Consider the following 20,685-nt stretch of genomic DNA (forward strand, 5'->3'; position numbering starts at 1 on the left):
CGGTCACCCTGTCATGCCTACGCCGCGTAGGCGAGGTGGGGCTGGCCTATTCTCCACGGGCGTGGCAGGTGATTCTCATCATCCCGAACGCGCTGCGGTTGCCGCGCTGAGCGAATCCTTCGTTGCCGGGCTCCGCGAGTGGATCAAGATCCCGTCGATCGGCGTCGACCCTGAACACCGCGATGACGTGCGGAGATCCGCCGAGTGGCTGGCCGGGCAGCTCAGGGAGGACGGCTGGCCGGAGATCGAGATCTGGGACGACGGGCCGGCGCTTCCCGCCGTCTACGCCTGCTGGCCCGCGGCGGATCCGGGGGCTCCGACCGTGCTCGTCTACGGGCACCACGACGTTCAGCCGGTCGATCCGGTCGAGCGGTGGCACCATCCGCCGTTCGAGCCCGTGACCAGCGGCGACGAGTTGTACGGCCGGGGTGCGAGCGACGACAAGGGGCAGGTTGCGATGCACCTGCTCGCGGTGAAAGCACATCTGGCGGCAACCGGACAGAATGCGCCGAGCGTCACGCTGAAACTCTTCATCGAGGGTGAGGAGGAATCGGGTTCTCCGCATCTGCGAAAGCTGCTCGAAGACCACCGGCAGCAGCTCGCCTGTGATCTTGTGGTGTTCACCGACACCGCGTTGCACGAACGCGATGCGCCCACCGTCAACACCGGCCAGCGCGGTGTTCTCGGCGGTGAGATCACGTTCTTCGGCGGTACCGACGACGTGCATTCCGGGCGGGCCGGCGGCGCGATTCCGAACCCCGCGACGGCATTGGCGAAACTGATCGCCGCGCTGCACGACGAGGAAGGCCGGATCCAGCTGCGGGGCTTCTACGACGACGTCCGCGAACCGTCCACAAAGGAGCGACAGGACTACGTGGAGCTGCCGTTCGACGAGCAGAAGTGGTTGGCGCACAACGGGGGTGGTGCGCAGGCGACCGCGGGCGAACCCGGCTACACGACGCTCGAACGGATCTGGGTGCGGCCCACCGCCGAGATCAACGGCATCAGCAGCGGCTACACCGGCCCCGGCCTGAAGACGATCATCCCGGCCACCGCGACCGCGAAGCTCAGCTTCCGGCTCGTGCCCGACCAGCTGCCGGAGAAGGTCGCGGACCAGCTCAGGGAGTTCGTCGCCAAGCACACGCCGCCGGGCATCAGGGCCGAGGTGAGCTTCCGCGGCGACGGGGTGCCGCCGTACGCGATCAGCCCCGACGACCCGGCCAACGCGACGGTGAAGGAGGCGATGGAACTGGCCTTCGACCGGCCCGTGCGGTTCGCGCGGGCCGGTGGGTCCGGGCCCGCCGCGGTGCTGCAGGCGTGGCTCGGGGTGCCCCTCGTCTACCTCGGAGCGACCTTGCCGGATGATCGCGTGCACGCGCCGAACGAACGCGTCGTTGTACCGCTGCTCCTCAAAGGTGCGGAGGCGGCGGCTCACCTGTGGCGAATGCTTCCCCAAGCAAAGATCGCGAAGAGGTTGACTCGATGAGCCTGACTGACGAAGCGTCGCACTCGCTCGTCGGCGTGATCAAGATGCCGGACCAGGCGCAGAGCCCGGTCCGTGCCATCGTCAAGCGCGTGATCGGGGCTTCGGCCGCGCTGCTGCTCGCGGTGCTGATCGTCTACCTCGACCGCGACGGCTATCGCGACGTCAACGAGGACGGCGTCTCGTTGCTCGACGCGTTCTACTACGCGACGGTGTCTCTCTCGACGACGGGCTACGGCGACATCACGCCCGCGTCGTCGTCAGCGCGGCTGATCAACGTCCTGGTCATCACGCCGTTGCGGGTCCTGTTCCTGATCGTGCTGGTCGGCACGACACTCGAAGTTCTCACCGAGCGCTCCCGTCAGGCGTTGCGCATTCAGAAGTGGAGGCGGGTCGTGCGGGACCACGTCGTGGTCGTCGGTTATGGCACCAAGGGACGGTCGGCCGTCGCGGCACTGCTCGGTGACGGTGTCGAGCCCGGCTCGATCGTCGTCGTGGACACCGTGCAGGAAGCGCTCGACGCCGCGTCCGCCATCGGACTCGTGACCGTGCATGGTTCCGGTACGCGCAACGACGTGCTGAGGGTCGCCGGTGCGGCCCGAGCGCGCGCGATCGTCGTTGCGCCGAACCGGGACGACACGGCGGTGCTGGTGACGTTGACCGCCCGCGAGCTCGCCCCGAAGGCGCAGATCGTGGCGTCGGTGCGGGAACGGGAGAACGAGCACCTGCTCAAGCAGTCCGGCGCCGACTCGGTGGTCGTGTCGTCGGAGACGGCGGGCCGCCTGCTCGGCATGGCCACCGCGACGCCGTCCGTGGTCGCGATGGTGGAGGACCTGCTCACGCCGGACGCGGGCCTCGCGATCGCCGAACGCGACGTCGAGCCGGGCGAGGTCGGCGGGTCGCCGCGGCACCTGTCGGACATCGTGCTCGGCGTGGTCCGGGGCAAGACGCTCTACCGGGTCGATGCTCCGGAAGCCGACGCGATCGAGCCGGGTGACCGGCTGCTCTACGTCAAGAAAGTGACTCCTGCCGGCGAGTAGGCAGGACCGCGGGCGCTCGCAGGGGCGCGTAGCGGAAGAGGAACGCGTAGAAGCCGCCCGCCAGCGCCGCCATGCACAGCAGCAGCGCGGTGAGGCGGCTCGAGACCGGCGGGCCGACCGGGACCGATGCCGCCGACTGGACGGTGTCACCGCCCGTCATCACGACCTCCAGCGTCTCGCCCTTGCGGTGGCCGCAGCCGTCGAGCTTGGCCTGCTTCTTCGTGCCGTCCGCGTCCCATTCGACGGTGTCCATGCCCTGGCCGCACGAGCCGGACTCGACGACGGTCGCGGAGACGCGTCTTACCGGTTCCCCGGCGCCGAGCACCTTCAACGGCACCAGAAGGGCGATCGCGACCCCGATCCCGACCAGTCCGACGACCAGCAGGATGAACACCCATCTGTCCGGGCTACGCGGAACCGCCACACTGCGATGTTCGCAGACGCGGCGGTCCGCGTGGAGCCCAGGTTTACTTCGGCAGCTGACGCAGCTGCTCGACCTTGATGGTCTTGCCGTCGGACACCGAACCGGTCACCGCGACGAGGTCGCCGTTCTTCGGCTTCTCGCTCACTCCCGACAGGTCGAGCGGCGTCTGCAGGCCGTCCAGCTGGATCAACGTCGCGTTGTTGCCGTTGACGTCCTTGATCGTGCCCTGCTCGTGGGCCTTGGCGAGCGCCACGTTCAGCGCCTTGCCGTCCTTCACGCGCACGGTCACGCGCTGCTCGGCCTTGAGCCCGCCCAGGTCGCCGCCACGCAGCTTCGTCGAGCCGTCAGTGGTCAACGACACCTCGCTGCCGTCGTCCTTGATGATCGTGAGTTTGCCAGACTCGACGGATTTCACCCGGCCGACGACGAGAGTGCTGTCCTTCAGCTTCACCTTGTCCGGGCGGCCCGGCTTGCCTGGACCGCCGGGGTGGCGTTCCGCGAACGCCGCGGGCGGGCCATCGGGGTTGTCGGCCGCTGCCGCGACCGCGATGCCGCCGACGGTGAGCCCGACGGCCGCGACGATCGCGCCGGCCCACGCAGATTTCTTCGACATGTGGCTCAGGGTGCGCGCGCATTCTGAGCGTGAGCTGAAGGCGAGTCGCCCGAAGTCCGGATGATCAGCAGAATGAGGAGGTGTCCGCCAGGGTGTTGGTGATCGAGGACGCCGAGGCGATCGGCGCCGCGGTGTCGTCCGCGTTGCGCGAGTCCGGGTACGAGGTGCAGCACCGGCTGGACGGGCGTCAGCTCGAGGCCGATCTCGGCCGCTTCCGGCCCGACCTGGTCGTGCTCGACGTGATGCTGCCCGGTCGCGACGGCTTCGCGCTGCTCGAGGTCATCCGGAGGTCGTCAGGGGCCGGGGTGGTCATGCTGACCGCCAGGGACGGGGTTCCCGACCGGTTGCGCGGCCTGTCCGGCGGGGCGGACGACTACGTCGGCAAGCCGTTCGTGCTGGCCGAGCTCGTCGCACGGGTGTCGGCGGTGTTGCGGCGGCTCGGGCGGACGCCGTCCACCGTGCAGGTCGGGGACCTGGTCGTCGACGCCGACGCCGGCGTGGTCATGCGGGCCGACCAGACCATCGAGCTGACCGCCACCGAGCTGCGGCTGCTGGTGTACCTGGCGGCGCAGCGCGGGCGGGTGGTGTCCAAGACGCAGATCCTCACCGCCGTGTGGGGCTACGAGGACTACGACCCCAACCTCGTCGAGGTCCACATCAGCGCGGTGCGGCGCAAGCTCGAAGAGCACGGGCCACGGCTGGTGCACACCGTGCGCGGGCTGGGGTACGTGTTGCGGGCCGACGAATGAACCTGCGCACGGTCTCCCTGCGGCGGCGGGTTGCCGTTTCGGTCCTGTTGGTGCTGGTCGCGTTGGTCATCGCCGTCGACCGGACCTTCCAGGGGCAGTCCAACCGGGACGTCGACCTCGTTCTGCGCGACGCCGAGAACCGTGCGGGTGCGTTGCTGCTGAAGGGCGTTCCGCCGCGGGACGTCGTCCGGCAGCTGAGCAAGCGGAACATCCACGTCACCGTGGAGCTGCCCAACGGGAACCGGTTCGGGGACGTGCCGGAAGAAGGGCAGTTCGCGCGCAAGAACCGGAACTTCGGGGCCGCCAAGTTCACCTTCTACGCCGACACCGAGGCCATCTCGCAGGCACAGGTCCGGCTGCGCAAGCTGCTGATCATGCTGGGGCTCGGGGCCATCGTGGTCACCGGGGTGCTGATGATCTGGGTCGTCCGGCGGGCGCTGGCACCTCTCGACGCCATGACCTCGCTGGCCCAGGCCATCGCCGCCGGGCATCGGGGCGGCCGGTTGAACCCCTCCCGCACGGACACCGAGCTGGGCAGGGCCGCCGCCGCGTTCGACGGGATGCTGGACTCGCTGGAGGGGTCCGAGCAACGGACCAGGCGGTTCGTCGCCGATGCCGCTCACGAACTGCGCACGCCCATCACCGGCGTGCAGGCCGTGGCGGAGGCCCTGGTGCAGGCGCCGGTCGACTCGCCTGACCGCGACCAGATGTCGTTCCTGCTGGTCAGGGAGGCCAGGCGGGCAGGGCGGCTGGTGGACGACCTGCTGGCCCTCGCGCAGCTCGACGCGGGGTACGAGATGCAGCGCGAAGCCGTGGACCTGCTGGGACTGGCCGAGGCCGAGGTGGCCAGGACCCGGTACGTGGCACCGGACTTCGACATCGCCGCCGAAGGGTTCCCGGTGACCGTGATCGGGGACGGGCAGCGGCTGGCGCAGGTGCTCGCGAACCTGGTGGACAACGCCAGGCAGGCCACCGGTCCTCAGGGGACGGTGCGGATCCGGGTCGACCAGACCGGGTTCACGGTGTCCGACAACGGGCCCGGCGTGCCGGAGTCCGAACGGGAGCGGATCTTCGACCGGCTGGTCCGGCTGGACGACGCCAGGGATCGGCGGTCCGGCGGGTCGGGGCTCGGGCTGGCGATCGCTCGTGGGGTGGTCCGGGCTCACGGCGGGGAACTGACCTGTGAGCCGTCCGAGTCCGGGGCCGTGTTCCGGGTCGTTCTGGCGGTGACGCCCGCATAACCAGTCGCGTCGCTCCCGCGGTTTTGCTTCCCTGCCGGGGTGGACGTCGACGTCGTGGTGCAGTGGGTGCGGACCGAGTGGACCAAGGCTTCACGCGGAGGGGCCGAGGCGGCGCGGCGCAACGCCGTGCCGGAGGCGTTCGCGTTGCCGCACGGGCGCCCTGCCGTGCACGAGGTGATCCAGCTCGAGTGGTGCGACTTCGAGCCGGTGTGGTCGAAGGAGAGCGACTCGATCGACCGCCTCCGCCTGAGCCTCCTGGAATCCGACGACGTGCTGGCCGTGCAGCTGCAGGACACCATGCACGCGGCACCGCGGCGGTGGAACCGGCCTTCACCGGTGCGGCTCGCGCGCGGCGAGTGGCTGCGGTGGCAGCTCAACCACCGGTGGCAGCGGCCGCGCGATGGTGCCTACAACTACGAGCTGACCACGCTGAACCTGGCGTACGGGCCGGTCAGCGACCTGAAGCTGTTCCTCGGCAAGCCCACCCGGCACGTCGACGAGCGGGCGCGGTTGCGTTAGGAGACCTGGGCGGCCGGGGCGGCGAAGGTGTTGCAGGCCGCCGTCGAGTTGGTCTTGAAGCCCGTGGTCGCCCAGGTGGCCTGGTTCGCGGCCGAGCCGTGGGCGTTGTTCTCCGGCTTCTCCTCGACGGCGTACTTGAAGTCCTCCTGCGCCTGGCGGGCCAGCGCCGGTGTCACGGAGCCCTTGCCCGCGACGCCGGCGAGGAACATGCCGGCGAAGCAGTTGGCCTGCAGCTCGATCCGGCGCGACATCTCGAGGCCGGCCGGGGTCTTCTCGCCCGCGTCGGTGATCTTCAGGTCAGCCGCCCGCAGGAGGCCGGAGAGGGCCTGGACGTGGTGGCCGTACTCGTGGGAGAGGGTGGCCAGGTGCGTTGCCGGGGCGTCGCCGCCGCCGTTGTCGCGCAGGCGGGCCGTGGGCATGTAGATGGTGCGGTTGCGGCCGCAGTAGTACGCGACGGCGTGGTCGGACTCCGGGGCGGCGCCGCACGGGCCGTCCTTGAGGTCGGGCGAGGCGTCCAGCGACGGCTTCTCGAACGGGAGGTTGGCCGCGGTCAGCACCGGGCCCCAGGCGGCGTCCAGGCACTCGACGCCCGCGGTGTAGTAGGCGGCCAGCTGCTGGTCCGAGACGCCGAACGCCGGCAGCTGGCAGGTCACCGCCTGCAGCGACGCCGGTGTCACCAGGAACGGGTGGTCCGCCAGGCGGTAGACCGCTCGGGGACGGACCGGGGTCGAGGGCTCCGGCGGGCTCGACGGGGACGTGGCAGGGCGGGAACCCGCCAGGGCGTGACCGGTCACCAGTCTGGGGCGGCTCAGTTGACCGATTCCGAGGACGAAGGCGACCACCAGCAGGAACACGGCCCCGAGCACGATCGGGTTGTTCTTGGCTGGTTGGGTCACGTTCGCCCCTTCCGGGTTCTAGGAGACTGAGCCCGCGTCGGCGGCCCAGGTGTTGCACTCCGAGGCCTTGTTGCTGCGGTAGCCCCGGTCCACCCAAGCCGCGTTGTTCTCCGGTGTGCCGTGGTCCTTCGTCGGATAGATGTCGTAGTCGCCCCGGTTGCCCGCGTCGGTCAGGCCGACCCTGATCACGTCGATCGGAATCGCGCCGTGCGACAGCGGTGCCAGGGTCATCCCTCCGAAGCAGGTGGCCTGCAGCTCCATCCGGCGGTTCAGGTCGAGGCCCTTCGGAGTATCCCACCCTCCCGCGTCGTACTGCGCGCGGTCCGACGCTTTGAGCATTCCGGTGAGCCACTGGATGTGGTGGCCGTACTCGTGGGCCAGCTGGCCGAGGTACTTGCCGGGGTGGTTCGGGTTGTTCGGGTTGCGTTCCGCGGCGTAGGCGTTGGCCGTCCAGTAGATGCCGCCCTGGCAGTACCGCGCGGTGGAGTCCGGGCGGACCGTGCCGCACGGGTACTGCGCGGTCTCGGTGATGATGTGCAGCTCAACGGGCTGGTACGGGAGGTTGGCCGCCTGCAGCGCAGGCTTCCACATGCTCTCGATGCACGGCAGCGCGGCGCGCAGGAAGCGGTCCTGGCCCGCGGGGGAGTAGTCCATCGCCGGGAGCGGGCAGCCGGAGATCGTGTTCGCGCCGAAGTTCGGCTTCAGGAACGGGTGGTCGGCCAGCGCGTAGACGGCCTTCGGGCCCGCGGGCGTGGCGGACGTCGACGGGGTGCGGGAGGCCGACGGACGCGATGGGGTCGTCGTCGAGGTCGTGGTCTCCGTGGTGGTCGTGTAGGTGAAGGTCGGGCTGTAGGTCGTGTAGTTCGAGTTGCCCGCCTCCTTCACCTTGCTGTTCAGGGTCGCGGCGAACACGCCGACCGCGCCCAGGCCGAGGATCACCACGCCGCCGAGGATCAGAGCCACGATCGGGCCGGTGCTCTTCTTCCGCGGTGGCATGCCCGGATACGGCGCGTAACCGGGCTGGAAGCCACCGGGCGGCGGACCCCACGACGGGTGCGGCGGCGGCATGACCTGGCCCGGCGGGGGCGGCGGAGGGCCGTACTGGCCGGGTGGCGGGCCCATCGGCGGGCCCTGCGGCGGCATGCCGTACTGAGGTGGGGGACCTTGAGGCGGACGCTGCCCGAGCGGTGCGGGCATCGGCGGCGGGCCTACCGGGCGTGGCGGTGGCCAGTTGCCAGGACCACCGAGTGGTTGCGTCATCGCCTGCGGTCCCCCCATTGGTGAGCCTGGGTCGGGTACGAGCATATGCGGAGCGAGATCGTTCGTCCCCCGACCGGGCTAACGCGTCCCGTCCACGTTCTTCAGACGCGCGGGCCGGGGGATCGGTTCACGAGACGTCCGCGGAACTCGCCGCCCAGGTGTTGCAGGCCTTGATGTCGTTCTGCTTGTGGCCGTGCATCACCCAACGCTGGTTGTTCGGCGCGCTGCCGTGGTCTGGCGTGCGGTTGTAGTCGCCGCGTATGCCCGCATCCTGCAGACCGGTGTTCACGACGTCCATCGGCACGACGTTCTTGTGCGAGAACGGGGCCAGCGTCATGCCGCCGATGCAGGTGGCCTGGAGTTCCATCCTGCGGTTGAGCTCGAGACCCTGCCTGGTGTCCCAGCCGCCCGCGTCGTACTGGGCCTCGCCGACGGCGCGCAGGAAGCCCGCAAGCCACTGGATGTGGTGGCCGTACTCGTGGCTGAGCTGGCCGAGGTACACGCCGGGATGCCGGACCGTCGCGCCGGCCTGGGTGGCGTAGAAGTTGGCCGGCCAGTAGATGACTCCCTGGCAGTACATCGCCGTCTCGTCGTTGCGCCGCGAGCCGCACGGCGACTTCACGGTGCCGGAGAACACCTGCAGCTCGGCCGGCTGGTACGGGAGGTTGGCCGCCTTCATCGCCGGCTGCCACGCCTTCTCGATGCACGGCAGCGCGGCCGAGAGGAACCGTTCCTCACCTGCCGGGTTGTACTCCATCTTCGGCAACGGGCACGCGGCGAAGTCGTTCGCGCCGACACCGGTGCCGAAGATCGGGTGGTCGGCGAGCTTGTAGACCGCCTTCGGGCCGGGCGGCTGCGTCGGCGTGGAGGACGTCCGCGTCGACGAGGTGCGCGTGGTCGTCGTCGTGGTGGTCGTGGTCGTCGTCGTTGCCGTGTAGGTGTAGGTCGGGCTGTACGTCGTGTAGTTCGAGTAGCCCGCGTCCTTCACCTTGCTGTTGAGCGACGCCGCGAACACACCGACAGCGCCGAGCCCCAGGATCACCACACCGCCCAGGACCAGCGCCAGGATGGGGCCGTTGCTGCTCTTGCGCCGCGGTGGCATCACCGGGTACGGCGGCGGCGCGAAACCACCGGGAGGCGGCGGGCCCCAGGTCGGTTGCGGTGGCGGCATCACGGGACGCGGCGGCGGCAGCGGGGCGCGGCCTGGTGGCGGCAACGGTGCACGGCCGGGCGGCGGGCCCATCGGGCGCATCTGCGGAGGCCCCTGAACAGGGCGGGGAGGCATCGGCGGCCCGTACTGCCGTGGTGCGGGCACAGGCGGTGGGCCTACCGGGCGTGGTGGCGGCCAGTTGCCCGGTGGCGGTGGTTGCGTCATCGCCGAAAATCCCCCAGATGGCGTCTGTTCGAAAGTCCGCCGGAGCATATGAGGACTCCGCTATTGTCCGCAGCCGTGTTGAAGAACTGGGGAGTGGCGATCTTCGCCACGGCCGCGCTGACCGCAGTCATGACGTCGGGCACGGCTGTTGGCGCACTCGCGCAGCCGCTTCCCGGGACGGTCAGCACCGAGGTGCGGATGAAGCTGGAGCGCGACGCCAGGCTCTCCGTGACCGAGACCGTCCACGTGCCGGACGGCAAGACGGTGAAGCGGACCGTCCCCTTGCGACTCGCGGTGGGCAACGGCCTGGAGCGCCAGTACCAGGTCACCGATGCCAAGGTCGAGGGCAAGGGCAGTGCGAGCGTCGGCGACGACCAGTTCTCCGCCACGTTCGAGGGCGGCCAGGCGACGCTGACCTACACGGTCGTCGGCGCGGTCGCCCCCGTCGGTGACGCGCTGGAGGTCCGCTGGCAGGTCGCGGGCGGCTGGGACACCGAGGTCGACAAGGTCACCGTCTCGTTCTCCGCACCCGACTCGCCGACGTCGGTCAACTGCCTCGCCGGCCCCATCGGCTCGTCGCAGCCGTGCACCAGCGCCGACCTCGCGGACGGCAAGGGCGTGCGGGCCCAGGAGATCAAGCTCGGCGCCGGCGAACGCGTCGATGTCGCGATTGGACTGTCCGCGGGTGTCGTGCCGCCGAACGCCGTCGTGGTCGAGCAGTCCGGCCTCGCGGCCGCGTTCGCCCTGACGCCGGTCAGCGGTGCCGCGCTCGGCGGCCTGCTCGTGTTGCTGCTCGGCGGGGTCGCCCTGCTCTGGTACCTGCGCGGCCGGGACGCGGCGGCGCTCGCCGGAGAGGTCCGCGCGGTGTCGGTGCTGGTGCGCGACCAGGCCGGACGTGTCGCGTTCGCATCACCCGACGGTGTGCTGCCCGGCCAGGTCGGCACGGTCGTCGACGAGCACGTGGACGTCGTCGACGTGACCGCGACGGTCATCGACCTCGCCGTCCGGAACTACCTGTGGATCGCCGAGGTCGAGGGCCACGACTGGCAGATCGTGCGCCGCAACCCGGCCGACGACTCGCTGTCCGGCTACGAGAAGGCCGTCTACGAAGCCCTTCTGCCGCAAGGCGTCGACGCGGTGACGGTGTCCGAGCTGCGCGGCCGCCGGATCGATCTCGCCCAGGTCCGCGACCGGCTCTACGCGGACGTGGTGGAGAAGCGCTGGTTCGTGCGCCGCCCGGACGCCGAGCGCAGCCTCTTCTGGTGGGTCGGCATCGTGATCGCCGTGCTGGGCCTCGCCGGCACCGTCGTGCTGGCGCTGACGATCGGCAACGCGCTGTTCGGGCTCGCCGTCGCCGTCGGCGGTGTTGCCCTGGCGTTCGGGTCGCGGTCGATGCCCGCCCGCACCAAGCGCGGCAGCGAGCTGCTGGAGCACGTCCGCGGCCTGCGCGGCTACCTGCACGGCGTGACGCCGGACGACGTTCCCGAGGCCGACCGCGAGCTGGTGTTCTCCCGTTCGCTGCCGTACGCGGTGGTGCTCGGCGAGACCGAGCGCTGGCTCTCGGCGTTCGGTCAGCAGGACCTCTATTGGTACGGCAACGCCTCCGATTTCCGGCGCAGCTTCCCGGCGTTCCTGGGAGCGCTGGACGGCGTGCTCGCCCAGGCGGGCCACCTTCGATCGCTCCGGGCGCCGAACCCGTAGGCTTGCGGGCATGGCCTCACCCGAACTGCACAGGTTCACGTTGCCCAACGGCCTGCGGGTGGTGCTCGCCCCCGACGCCAGCGCACCGGTCGTCGGCGTCAGCGTGCACTACGACGTCGGCTTCCGCTCCGAGCCGGAGGGGCGCACCGGGTTCGCGCACCTCTTCGAGCACCTGATGTTCCAGGGCAGCGAAAGCCTGGAGAAGCTGGCCCACTTCCGCCATGTGCAGTCGTCGGGCGGCACGTTCAACGGGTCCACGCACCCGGACTACACCGACTACTACCAGGTGCTGCCGAGCGCGGCGCTGGAGCGGGCGCTGTTCCTCGAAGCGGACCGCATGCGCGCGCCGAAGCTCACCGAGGAGAACCTCCGCAACCAGATCGACGTGGTGAAGGAGGAGATCCGGCTCAACGTGCTGAACCGCCCGTACGGCGGGTTCCCCTGGATCCTCCTGCCGCCGGTGCTGTTCAAGACGTTCGCCAACGCGCACAACGGCTACGGCGACTTCGTCGACCTGGAGAGCGCCACGGTCGACGACTGCGCGGAGTTCTTCGACACCTACTACTCGCCGTCCAACGCGGTGCTGACGGTCGCGGGCGACCTCGACGTCGAGACCACCAAGGCGTTGGTGGAGAAGCACTTCGGCGACGTGCCCGCACGGCCGAAGCCGGAGCGTCCCTCGTTCGCCGAGCCCGCGCCGCAGGGCGAGGTGCGGCACGAGCACGGCGACCCGCTCGCCCCGCTGCCCGCGATCGCGATCGGCTACCGCGTGCCGGACCCGGTCACCGACATCGACGGCTACCTCGCGTACCTGGTGCTCGCGGGCGTGCTGACCGACGGCGACAGCTCGCGCCTGCAGCAGCGCCTGGTGCACCGCGAGGGCATCGTGATCGACCTGAACGCGGGCTGCGGCCTGTTCGGGCCGCTGGAGGCCCGCGACCCGGACACGTTCAGCATCACCGCGATCCACACCGCCGAGGTCTCCGCCGACCAGGTCGTCGCGGCCATCGACGAGGAGCTGCAGAAGCTCGCGCAGGAACCGCCGTCGGCCGAGGAGCTCGCGAAGGTCACCGCCCGCTGGGCGTCGACCATGCACAAGGAGCACGACCGGCTCACGAACCGCACGCTGGGCCTCGGCTCGGCGGAGCTGCTGTTCGGCCGCGCCGAGCTGATCTACGAACTGCCCGAGCGGATCGCCTCGGTGACCGTGGACGAGGTGTCCGCCGCGGCCAAGGCGCTGCGTCCCGACGCCCGCGCCCTTCTTCTCGTCAAGCCCACCGGAGGAGCTCAGTGACCGCCGCGAAGACCCATCGTTCGGCTGAGGAGATCGGGCGCACGTCGGTAGGCCCGCGTCCACTGCCCGAGCTGGGCGTGCAGAAGGCGGCCGCTGACCTGTCCACTGTGGACACCGTGCTGCCGAACGGCCTGCGTGTCATCGCGGTCAAGCGCGCCACCGTGCCGATGGTCGAGGTCCGGCTGCGCGTCCCGTTCGCGGACCCGGCCACGTCGAGCACCGGCTCGCACCACTCGGCCCAGGCAGAGCTGCTCGCGAACACCGTGCTCACCGGCACTGCCTCGCGGTCCCGCGTGCAGATCGACACCGAGCTGGCGCTGGTCGGCGGCGAGCTCGACTCCGTGGTCGACCCTGAGCGGCTGAGCATCACCGGCAACGCGCTCGCCACCGGTCTCGGCACGGTGCTCGACGTGCTGCGCGACGTGCTGACCAACGCCTCCTACCCGGCCGACGAGCTGGAGCGCGAGCGCGGCCGCCTGGTCGAGCGCATCACGATCGCCCGCTCGCAGCCGAACGTCATCGCCCGCGAGGCGCTGCAGAAGGTGCTGTACGGCGACCACCCGTACGCCAAGGAGATGCCGGAGGCCGACGAGGTCGCCGCCGTCACCCGCGACGACGTGGTGGCGTTGCACCGCAAGGCGCTGCTGCCGCGCGGCTCGGTGCTCGTGATCGTCGGCGACGTCGAGCCGGCCGAGGCCGTGGCCCAGGTCGGCGAGGCGCTGGGCGCGTGGCAGGGCGAGGGCGAGGCGGTCCAGCTGCCGCCGCTGCCGGCCGTCAAGGGTGGTGACGTGCTGCTGGTGCACCGCGCCGGTGCCGTGCAGTCGCAGATCCGCCTCGCCGCGCAGGCGATCCCGCGCACCGACGAGCGCTACCCCGCGCTGCAGATCGCGAACCTGGTCTACGGCGGGTTCTTCTCGTCCCGCCTGGTCGAGAACATCCGCGAGGACAAGGGCTACACCTACAGCGCGCGGTCGCACCCCGAGTTCACGATCCACGGCGCCACGCTGCTCATCGACGCGGACACCGCGTCGGAGGTGACGGCGGCCGCGCTGCTGGAGACGCGCTACGAGCTCGCGCGCCTCGGCCTGGTGCCGCCGTCGGAGTCCGAAGTGGACGTTGCGCGCCGGTACGCCATCGGCACGTTGCTGACCACGACGTCGTCGCAGTCCGGCCTGGCCTCGTTCGTGGTGAACCTCGTCGGCCTCGGCCTGGGCATCGACTGGCTGATCGAGCACCCGGCCCGGCTGGAGAAGGTCACGCCGGAGCAGGTCGCCGCGGCGGCACTGGAGTTCTTCGCTCCCGGCAACTTCACCGGTGTGCTGGTCGGTGACGCCGAGCTGCTCAAGCCGAAGCTCGCCGCGCTGGGTGGAGTCTCGTTCCAGTGAGTTTCGACCTGGTAGGTCTGCCCGCGCTGTCGAGGTTCACGATCGACAGGAGCGAGCCGTTGCGCGGCGATTCCGAGCGGATCGCCGCGCTCTGGCCGAAAGCTCGCATGATCGTGGTCGACACCCGCGGCCGCACGCTCGTCGCCGAGCACGGCACCCGCGTGGTCGACCGGCCCGCCGTGGAGTTCGGCGAGCAGCCGCCGCTCGGCTCCGTCCTGCTGGGTGAGCAGGACGGGGTGGCCTACTTCGCCGTGCTGATGCCCGCCGAGGAGGGCGAGCAGGTCCCGGTCGGCCGTTCGTGGGTCCTGCCGGAACTGACCGAGGAGCCGCAGTGGCTCGACCTGCGGCAGGCCGGTGCGACGCTGGACGACATGTCGGCCGGCCTCTTCACGACCGCGGCGGCGTTGTTCCAGTGGCACCGGCTGGGCAAGTTCTGCGCCAGGTGCGGCTCGCCGACCGGGCTGGAGAAGTCCGGCTGGGTCTCGGTGTGCTCCGGCTGCGGCCGCGAGGAGTACCCGCGCACCGACGCCGCGGTGATCTGCCTCGTCCACGACGGGGCGGACCAGGTGCTGCTGGCTCGCGGACCCGAGTGGCCGGAGGGCCGGTTCTCGGTGCTGGCCGGGTTCGTCGAGGCCGGCGAGTCGCTGGAGGCCTGCGTGGCGCGCGAGGTGCTCGAAGAGGTCGGCGTGACCGTGCGGGACGTCCGCTACCTGGGGTCGCAGCCGTGGCCGTTCCCGCGGTCGCTGATGATCGGGTTCGAGGCCGTGGCCGACCCCGCCGAACCGCTCGTGCCCGCCGACGGTGAGATCGCCGAGGCCATGTGGGTGTCGCGGGACGACGTCCGCAAGGCGATCGAGGTGCCCGGCAGCGTTCCCGGCCTCGGGCTCGCCGGCGGGGCGTCCATCGCGTTCCGGATGCTGCAGAGCTGGTCGGGAGCAGCCCACAGCGGCTGAGCCGAAGCAGGGTCAGCGCCAGGCTGCCAGCCGGGAACCGGGGCGTGATCCGGACGGGTCTCGCCCCAGTCCGGGCTGGCCGGCGGCAGGACGTTGTGCTCGGCGCCATGGCCGTGATCCTGGCGAGGACGCGTGACGACCGCACGCTCGACGCACCGCGATCAGCTCGTCCGGGTGGCGATCCAGTCCGCGTAGGTGTGCCAGCCGACCTCGGGGAACTCCGCGTGCAGGGCGGCGATGTCCAGGTCGAGGCCGATCTCGGTGTGGTGGCGGAACATCGCGGCCAGGTCCGCCGAGTACCGCTCGGCCTTGGCCAGCGGGATCTCGATGAACTCCGTGCCTCTGATGGCAGCCATCTCCGGACCGGTGAGGCGGTCGCTCGCGATGTCGATGCGGCGGTTGCGGAACCGTTCCGGCTGTTCGAAGGCCAGCACCGTCATCGCGGCGATGTCCTCGGGCGCGACGACGTAGAGCTTCAGGTCCGGTGGGATCGGCAGGGCCACCGGCCCTTCGGCACCCATGAACGCGGCCGGGCCGAGCACCGTCCACTGAGGATGGTTCGCGGCCAGGTGGCGCTCGATCTCCGCCTTGGTGTCGAAGTGCGGGATGCCGGTGCCGCGGTCGGCGTTGGTGGCGGAGGTGAAGACGACGTGCGGCACGTGCCGGGCGGCGTCGATCGCGGCTTTGCCCTGCGCCACCTCGTTGGGGTCGCTGAGCGGAGTCATGAGGAAGACGCCGTCGACCCCTGCGAACGCTCGCTCCAGCGATGCGGGGTCGTCGAAGTCGCCGTGGACGTCGTTGGGATGCTTGGGATTTCTCGTCACGCGGCGGACGTCGTGGCCGCGTTCGGTCAGGAGCCGGGCGACGGCGCCGCCCTGGGTACCGGTCGCGCCGGTGACTGCGATTTTCACTTGCCGATCCTGGAGATGTAGCCGTCCGGGCGGACGGTGGCTTCGTGGCCGTCCAGCACGACGCTGGTGCCCTTGCCGTCGGAGAGGTCGAGGCCGGGGACGAACGTGCCGGTCAGCGGGTGGTCGCAGCCCGTGTCGTAGCGGATGTCGGTGCCCTGGATCATCGCGGAGATGCGGGACTTGACCTCCTGCAGGTCGAGCAGGTCGCTGAACAGCGAGTACAGCTCGCGGGACTGCGGGTCGGGGCGGGTCAGCGCCACCTGGGCCATGGTGTTGCGCAGCACGCGTTCGGCGACCGGGTGGCGTTCGGTGGTGTAGGTGTCGATCAGGCAGGAGTCGCCGGTGGCGAGCTTCCAGCCGAGGTTCAGCGCGTCCTGCAGGCCCAGGTTGAGACCCTGACCGCCGAACGGCGAGTGCACGTGGGCGGCGTCGCCCGCGAGCAGGACGTTGCCCTTGCGGTAGGTGGTGGCCTGGCGGGTGTTGTCGGTCCAGACCGTGGCGGTGTGAACGGCGGTGATGCGCACGTCGCGGCCGCTCACCCGGCGCAGGGAGGCTTCGAGGATCTCGCGGTTCACCTCGCGGGTGGCGGGCGGGCCGTCGAACTCCATCAGCATGATCCGGCCCTTGAGCGGGCCGAAGGCGTGGACGCCGGTCGGGGTGCGCTGCCAGCCGAACGGGAGGTCGCCCTCCAGGTCGACGACCGCCTGGTAGCCGGTGAGGCTGGGGCCGGTGCCGGGGAAGTCGAAGCCGGCGAGCTTGCGGACGCTGCTGCGGCCGCCGTCGCAGCCGACGACGTACTCGGTGCCGAAGTCCAGGTCGGTGACGTCGACGCCGCGGCGGATCTCGACGCCGAGTTCGAGGGCGCGGGCTTCGAGGATGCGTTCCAGGTTCTGCTGGCTGAGCATGACGAGCGGCAGACCGTCCAGTTTGAACAGTCCGGCGAAGTGGCCGGTGGCACCGGTGGGACGCCAGGAGAGGCCTGCGGCCTCGGCTTCGCTCGCGGCGTCGATGGCGGGACCGAAGCCGCGCATGGCGAGCATCTGGTAGGTGCGGCCGTTGATCATCTGAGCCTTGATCGTGTCGGCCTGGGTGGTGAGGCGTTCGAGCACGGTGGTGCGGACGCCCTGAAGGGCGAGTTCGGTGGCGAGCAGGAGGCCGACAGGGCCTGCGCCGACGATGGTGACGTCCCCAGAGGTTTTCATGCTCAACATTTGAGCGTGAAAACGTCGCGAAGTCAAACGTGATTTAGGATGGGCTGGTGACCGAGCCGATTTTCGCGTGGCTGTACGTGCAGCAGGGCGTGGACGCCGTGAAGGCCGCGATGGGGCGGCGGATGGAGGAGGAAGCCGGCTGCTCGCTCCTTGAGCACGTGGCGCTCTACCAGCTGTTCCGCAACGGTGGGCGACTGCAGATGTCCGAGCTGGTCGAGCTGCTGGACGTGAGCCCGTCCGGCGTCACGCGGCTGATCGAGCGGCTGGTCAAACGCGGCTGGGTCACGCGGGAGCAGCCCCCGGACAACCGGCGGCTGGTCCACGCCGTGCTGACGCGCGAAGGCGAGGAGGCGTGCCAGGGCGTCACCGCGCGGGTGTACCGGGCGGCGGTCGCCGAGGAGTTCACCGGGTTGCTGAACGAACGCGACCTCGCCGACCTGCGCCGCATCGGCCGCAAGCTGATGGAGGGCCACGGGCGGTGGGACGTCAAGCGTTTCGCGCCCTCAGAGGAGTGACGGCAGCACGTGCTCCTCGGTGACCATGAGGCCCGTGGTGGCCATGGTCTCCGCCAGGCCGGGGTCCCAGCTCGCGGTCTCCGGCCGGCTGTTCAACGTCGGCAGCTCGACCCCGCGCGCGATCAACGTGGCGACGGCCTCGCGGTAGTCGGCCGCCGACATCCGCCACGCCGTGCCACCCGTCCACGCCAGCACCTCGTTGGTGACGCGGATGCCGTCCGGCGTGAAGTCGTTGTGGCACCGGACGATCCTGCCGTCGAGGTGGTGCTTCGCCTGTGGCGTCAGGCCGTTCGGCAGCACCATCAACGGCCCCGGCATGCCCGACTCGAGCAGTCGCGGGCTGCGGACGACGGTGATCTCCCGCGCTTCCAGGGTGTCGTTCAGCGTCAGGTAACCCTGCGAGGTCAGCACCGGGTTGCTGTAGGCGTCGGGCAGGACGCCAGCGCGTTCCCAGTCGGTGCCCGCGAGCTGCAACGCCTTCCGCACGATGCGCGCGAGCGGACGGCCGTCGTCCAAGTCGTTGCCCGCCAAGGCGAACCGGGTCGTCCACCGCCGCTGCTCCTGGCCGAGCTTCGCGAGAATCGCCGCGGCCTGGTTCGCGATCATCGGCAACGCGGGCTGCGGGATCTTGCCGTACTTCCGCACGTGCTCGATCCACTCGGCCGCCCACGGGGCGTTGAGCAGGCCGTGCTCGCGCAACGCGAACTTCAGCACGGCGTCCGCGGTCGAGGCCTCTTCCGACGTGGACAGGCCGACCGGCTTGCCGTGCACGGCTTCCAGTACTTCGGGCAACGTGCTGCCGTGGGCGCGGAGGTGCTCGTCCAGGCGTGCCAACGAGATCTGGCGGCGGGCCGGGTGCGCGATCGGCTTGCGCAGCAGTTCGCCGAGGACGGCGGCGGTGCGGGCGTCCTCGACGCGGAAGCTGAACGCCGAGCGGCCGCCGCCCTCCAGGGTCTCGCGGGCGAGGCGCCAGAACTCCGCGAGCTCCGGCTGGTCCATGTTCACGGCACAACCCTAGTTTCCTGATTCGTCGTGCGCCGATGCCGGTTCTGGGTACTCTGCGTGACGGGGAGGGCGCGCAATGACACGAGGGATGAACCTGTTCGGGAGTGACCCGTCCGAGGTCGAGCGTGGACTCGACGAGTGGGTGGCTGGGTTCGAGCGGAAAGCCGCGCGCTACCAGGAGCTCCAGCACCGGGTCGAGGAAGTCCGGCTGTCGGCGACCAGTTCGAACGGAGTCGCGACGGTCACCGTCGATGCCAACGGAAACCTCGTCGACATCCGGTTCTCCGATCGGATCGTCCAGACAACCCCGGACGAGCTGCGGGCTCAGGTGCTCGGCGCGCTCAAGCGGGCCAAGACACAGATCGCGGCCCGCGTCCGCGAGGTCGCCGACGACACGCTGGGGCCGGAGGCACGCGACAGCGCCGACCGGATCACGGGCTACTACGAGCAGAAGTTCGGAGCTCCCGACGAACCGCCACCTCCACCGCCACGCGATGACGAGGACTACGGCGGATCGATCTACCGGTAGCCGGTACGAGGGGCGTGGTCATGTCAGGTTTTGAAGTGGATCCGGCTGCTCTGCGAGCTCACGCGGACAAGGCAGACCGCCATTCCGCCGCGCTCGGCCAGGCCGCGGACGCGGCGGACCAGGCGATGTCGGACGACGTGTACGGCCTCATCTGCCAGTTTCTGCCGCCGCTGTTCAACGAGCTGGAACAGACCGCTCGGGACGCACTGAAGGCGAGCAGGGATGGCATGGCCGAGACCGCGTTGAACCTGCGCCACAGCGCCGAGCGCTACGAGCGCCACGACAATGCGGTCGGCGAGCGTCTCACCAGCATCGAGGGCGGGTTGCGATGACCGACAACCCGCTGGTCGCGAAGGAGGAGGACTCCACCGAGTGGTACTCGGGCTCCGGTATCGCGGAGTCGATCAGCGACCTGGTCAAGGGCATCGAGAGCGGCAACTGGGCCGACATCGGGTTGGGCGCTCTCACCACCGGCCTCGAGGCGCTCAGCTTCGTGATCGACCCGATCGGCTCGGTCGGGTCGAACCTCGTCGGGTTCATCATCGAACACGTCGCTCCCCTCAGGGAGGCGCTCGACGACCTCGCCGGCAACGCCGATGCCGTGGCCGCACAGGCTCAGACCTGGCAGAACGTCGGCAAGGCGGTCGCCCAGGTGAAGAGCGATTACGAGCGCGACGCCGCCACGGACACAGCCGCGTGGGCGGGCAAGGCGGGCGATGCGTACCGGAGAAGGGCCGCGGACACGGCCGCGCTGATCGGAGCCGCGGCTGAGGCGTCGAACGGCATCGGCAGCGCGGTGCGGATGGCCGGGATGCTGGTCGCGGTGGTCAGGGAGACGGTGCGAGACCTGATCGCGGACCTCGTCGGTCGCCTGGTGGTGTGGGCGGCCGAGGCGCTCACCGTGGTCGGCGCGCCGGCGGCCGCGGCGCAGGCGGCCACCGCCGCGGCGAAGTGGGCCGCACGCATCGCCCAGATCATCAAGAATCTCGTGCGCGCGTTGCAGAATTTGATCCCGATGCTGCGCAAGCTCGGTGAGCTGCTGAAGCAGATCCGCAAGAAGATGGACGACCTCAGCGGCAAGAGTGGCGGCGGTGGCCAGCCGCCGAAGAAGCCGAACGATCCGCCCGGTACCGGTGGCCACCCCGATCACACCCAGCCGTCGGGCAAACCGGATCCCGACGCGACGCCGGACGGCCATCCCACGAGGATCCCGGACAGGGAGAGCCCGGAGAACAAACGCGCGCTGGAGCTGGAGAACGAGTCGGCCACCACGCTCGCCAAAGCCGGCTACAAGGTTGAGCAGAACCCGTCCGTGCCCGGTGACAAGAATCCCGACTACCGCATCGAGGGCGAGGTCTTCGACAACGTTGCGCCCACCACCAGCAACCCTCGCAACGTCGCCGACCGGATCCAGCGAAAGGTCGACGCGGGCCAGACCGAACGGGTGGTGGTCAACCTCGCGGACAGCAATGTCAGCGTCGACGCGATGCGCGCTCAGCTGCGCGACTGGCCGATCGAAGGGCTCAAAGAAGTCATCGTGATCGACAAGAATGGCAACGTGCTCCACATCTACCCGTAGGC

General features: G+C 70.3%; 21 protein-coding genes. 13 read left to right on the plus strand and 8 right to left on the minus strand.

Annotated features, from left to right (window positions below; all coding sequences use genetic code 11):
* Positions 1–61 precede the first annotated feature (61 nt).
* Entirely contained in the window at positions 62–1,486 is a 1,425-nt protein-coding gene (locus tag IEZ09_RS33640) for a M20/M25/M40 family metallo-hydrolase (RefSeq protein ID WP_229813184.1), read from the plus strand.
* Positions 1,483–2,523 (plus strand): potassium channel family protein, encoded by a 1,041-nt coding sequence (locus IEZ09_RS33645; protein WP_189257845.1) that lies wholly within the window; start codon positions 1,483–1,485, stop codon positions 2,521–2,523. The genes IEZ09_RS33640 and IEZ09_RS33645 overlap by 4 nt, the downstream gene beginning before the upstream one ends.
* On the opposite strand, the gene IEZ09_RS33650 is transcribed toward IEZ09_RS33645, so the two are convergent.
* A complete protein-coding gene (locus tag IEZ09_RS33650; RefSeq protein ID WP_189257846.1) occupies positions 2,495–2,947 on the minus strand; it encodes a hypothetical protein in 453 nt (150 codons plus the stop codon). The genes IEZ09_RS33645 and IEZ09_RS33650 overlap by 29 nt on opposite strands.
* A 43-nt stretch (positions 2,948–2,990) precedes the next feature.
* Complete coding sequence (locus IEZ09_RS33655) at positions 2,991–3,560, minus strand: single stranded DNA-binding domain-containing protein (protein WP_189257847.1); 570 nt, start codon at positions 3,558–3,560, stop codon at positions 2,991–2,993.
* A gap of 80 nt (positions 3,561–3,640) precedes the next feature.
* Here IEZ09_RS33655 and IEZ09_RS33660 point away from each other — a divergent pair, with 80 nt between their 5' ends.
* The 3 genes from IEZ09_RS33660 to IEZ09_RS33670 are packed head-to-tail and all read left to right on the plus strand — an operon-like array spanning position 3,641 to position 6,069.
* On the plus strand, positions 3,641–4,309 hold the full coding sequence (locus IEZ09_RS33660; RefSeq protein WP_189257848.1) for a response regulator transcription factor: 669 nt from the start codon (positions 3,641–3,643) through the stop codon (positions 4,307–4,309).
* On the plus strand, positions 4,306–5,550 hold the full coding sequence (locus IEZ09_RS33665; protein WP_189257849.1) for a sensor histidine kinase: 1,245 nt from the start codon (positions 4,306–4,308) through the stop codon (positions 5,548–5,550). Before IEZ09_RS33660 ends, IEZ09_RS33665 begins: the two co-directional genes overlap by 4 nt.
* Before the next feature lie 39 nt (positions 5,551–5,589).
* On the plus strand, positions 5,590–6,069 hold the full coding sequence (locus tag IEZ09_RS33670) for a hypothetical protein (protein ID WP_189257850.1): 480 nt from the start codon (positions 5,590–5,592) through the stop codon (positions 6,067–6,069).
* On the opposite strand, the gene IEZ09_RS33675 is transcribed toward IEZ09_RS33670, so the two are convergent.
* From IEZ09_RS33675 to IEZ09_RS33685, 3 genes are all read right to left on the minus strand, one after another.
* The gene (locus IEZ09_RS33675) at positions 6,066–6,965 is read right to left on the minus strand and encodes a neutral zinc metallopeptidase (RefSeq protein WP_189257851.1); all 900 of its coding nucleotides are present in this window, start codon (positions 6,963–6,965) and stop codon (positions 6,066–6,068) included. The genes IEZ09_RS33670 and IEZ09_RS33675 overlap by 4 nt on opposite strands.
* Before the next feature lie 18 nt (positions 6,966–6,983).
* Positions 6,984–8,225, minus strand: coding sequence for a neutral zinc metallopeptidase (locus tag IEZ09_RS33680; protein ID WP_229813185.1), 1,242 nt, complete (start codon positions 8,223–8,225; stop codon positions 6,984–6,986).
* Positions 8,226–8,352: 127 nt separating this feature from the next.
* Positions 8,353–9,468: a neutral zinc metallopeptidase gene (locus IEZ09_RS33685; RefSeq protein ID WP_268247666.1), complete on the minus strand. Its 1,116-nt coding sequence runs from the start codon at positions 9,466–9,468 to the stop codon at positions 8,353–8,355.
* A gap of 207 nt (positions 9,469–9,675) precedes the next feature.
* Here IEZ09_RS33685 and IEZ09_RS33690 point away from each other — a divergent pair, with 207 nt between their 5' ends.
* From IEZ09_RS33690 to nudC, 4 genes are read left to right on the plus strand one after another with little or no spacing between them, the layout of a single operon-like run.
* The gene (locus IEZ09_RS33690; RefSeq protein WP_189257852.1) at positions 9,676–11,301 is read left to right on the plus strand and encodes a DUF2207 domain-containing protein; all 1,626 of its coding nucleotides are present in this window, start codon (positions 9,676–9,678) and stop codon (positions 11,299–11,301) included.
* A 10-nt stretch (positions 11,302–11,311) separates the two neighbouring features.
* Positions 11,312–12,595: a M16 family metallopeptidase gene (locus IEZ09_RS33695; protein WP_189257853.1), complete on the plus strand. Its 1,284-nt coding sequence runs from the start codon at positions 11,312–11,314 to the stop codon at positions 12,593–12,595.
* Positions 12,592–13,980, plus strand: coding sequence for a M16 family metallopeptidase (locus tag IEZ09_RS33700; protein ID WP_189257854.1), 1,389 nt, complete (start codon positions 12,592–12,594; stop codon positions 13,978–13,980). Before IEZ09_RS33695 ends, IEZ09_RS33700 begins: the two co-directional genes overlap by 4 nt.
* A complete protein-coding gene (gene nudC, locus IEZ09_RS33705) occupies positions 13,977–14,933 on the plus strand; it encodes an NAD(+) diphosphatase (protein ID WP_189257855.1) in 957 nt (318 codons plus the stop codon). The genes IEZ09_RS33700 and nudC overlap by 4 nt, the downstream gene beginning before the upstream one ends.
* Before the next feature lie 161 nt (positions 14,934–15,094).
* Here nudC and IEZ09_RS33710 read toward each other — a convergent pair whose 3' ends face one another.
* Complete coding sequence (locus tag IEZ09_RS33710; RefSeq protein WP_229813186.1) at positions 15,095–15,844, minus strand: NmrA family NAD(P)-binding protein; 750 nt, start codon at positions 15,842–15,844, stop codon at positions 15,095–15,097.
* The gene (locus tag IEZ09_RS33715) at positions 15,841–17,046 is read right to left on the minus strand and encodes an FAD-dependent monooxygenase (protein ID WP_189257856.1); all 1,206 of its coding nucleotides are present in this window, start codon (positions 17,044–17,046) and stop codon (positions 15,841–15,843) included. Before IEZ09_RS33715 ends, IEZ09_RS33710 begins: the two co-directional genes overlap by 4 nt.
* A gap of 56 nt (positions 17,047–17,102) precedes the next feature.
* Between IEZ09_RS33715 and IEZ09_RS33720 the strand changes: the two genes are divergently transcribed.
* The gene (locus tag IEZ09_RS33720) at positions 17,103–17,570 is read left to right on the plus strand and encodes a MarR family winged helix-turn-helix transcriptional regulator (protein ID WP_189257857.1); all 468 of its coding nucleotides are present in this window, start codon (positions 17,103–17,105) and stop codon (positions 17,568–17,570) included.
* On the opposite strand, the gene IEZ09_RS33725 is transcribed toward IEZ09_RS33720, so the two are convergent.
* A complete protein-coding gene (locus tag IEZ09_RS33725; RefSeq protein ID WP_229813194.1) occupies positions 17,559–18,569 on the minus strand; it encodes a DUF2399 domain-containing protein in 1,011 nt (336 codons plus the stop codon). The genes IEZ09_RS33720 and IEZ09_RS33725 overlap by 12 nt on opposite strands.
* An 82-nt stretch (positions 18,570–18,651) precedes the next feature.
* On the opposite strand from IEZ09_RS33725, the gene IEZ09_RS33730 reads away from it, so the two are divergent.
* From IEZ09_RS33730 to IEZ09_RS33740, 3 genes are read left to right on the plus strand one after another with little or no spacing between them, the layout of a single operon-like run.
* A complete protein-coding gene (locus IEZ09_RS33730; RefSeq protein WP_189257859.1) occupies positions 18,652–19,104 on the plus strand; it encodes a YbaB/EbfC family nucleoid-associated protein in 453 nt (150 codons plus the stop codon).
* 20 nt (positions 19,105–19,124) lie between these two features.
* On the plus strand, positions 19,125–19,436 hold the full coding sequence (locus tag IEZ09_RS33735) for a type VII secretion target (RefSeq protein WP_189257860.1): 312 nt from the start codon (positions 19,125–19,127) through the stop codon (positions 19,434–19,436).
* A complete protein-coding gene (locus IEZ09_RS33740; protein ID WP_189257861.1) occupies positions 19,433–20,683 on the plus strand; it encodes a CdiA C-terminal domain-containing protein in 1,251 nt (416 codons plus the stop codon). Before IEZ09_RS33735 ends, IEZ09_RS33740 begins: the two co-directional genes overlap by 4 nt.
* Positions 20,684–20,685: the final 2 nt, after the last annotated feature.

This window comes from Lentzea flava (assembly GCF_014648475.1).
Lineage (GTDB): Bacteria > Actinomycetota > Actinomycetes > Mycobacteriales > Pseudonocardiaceae > Lentzea > Lentzea flava.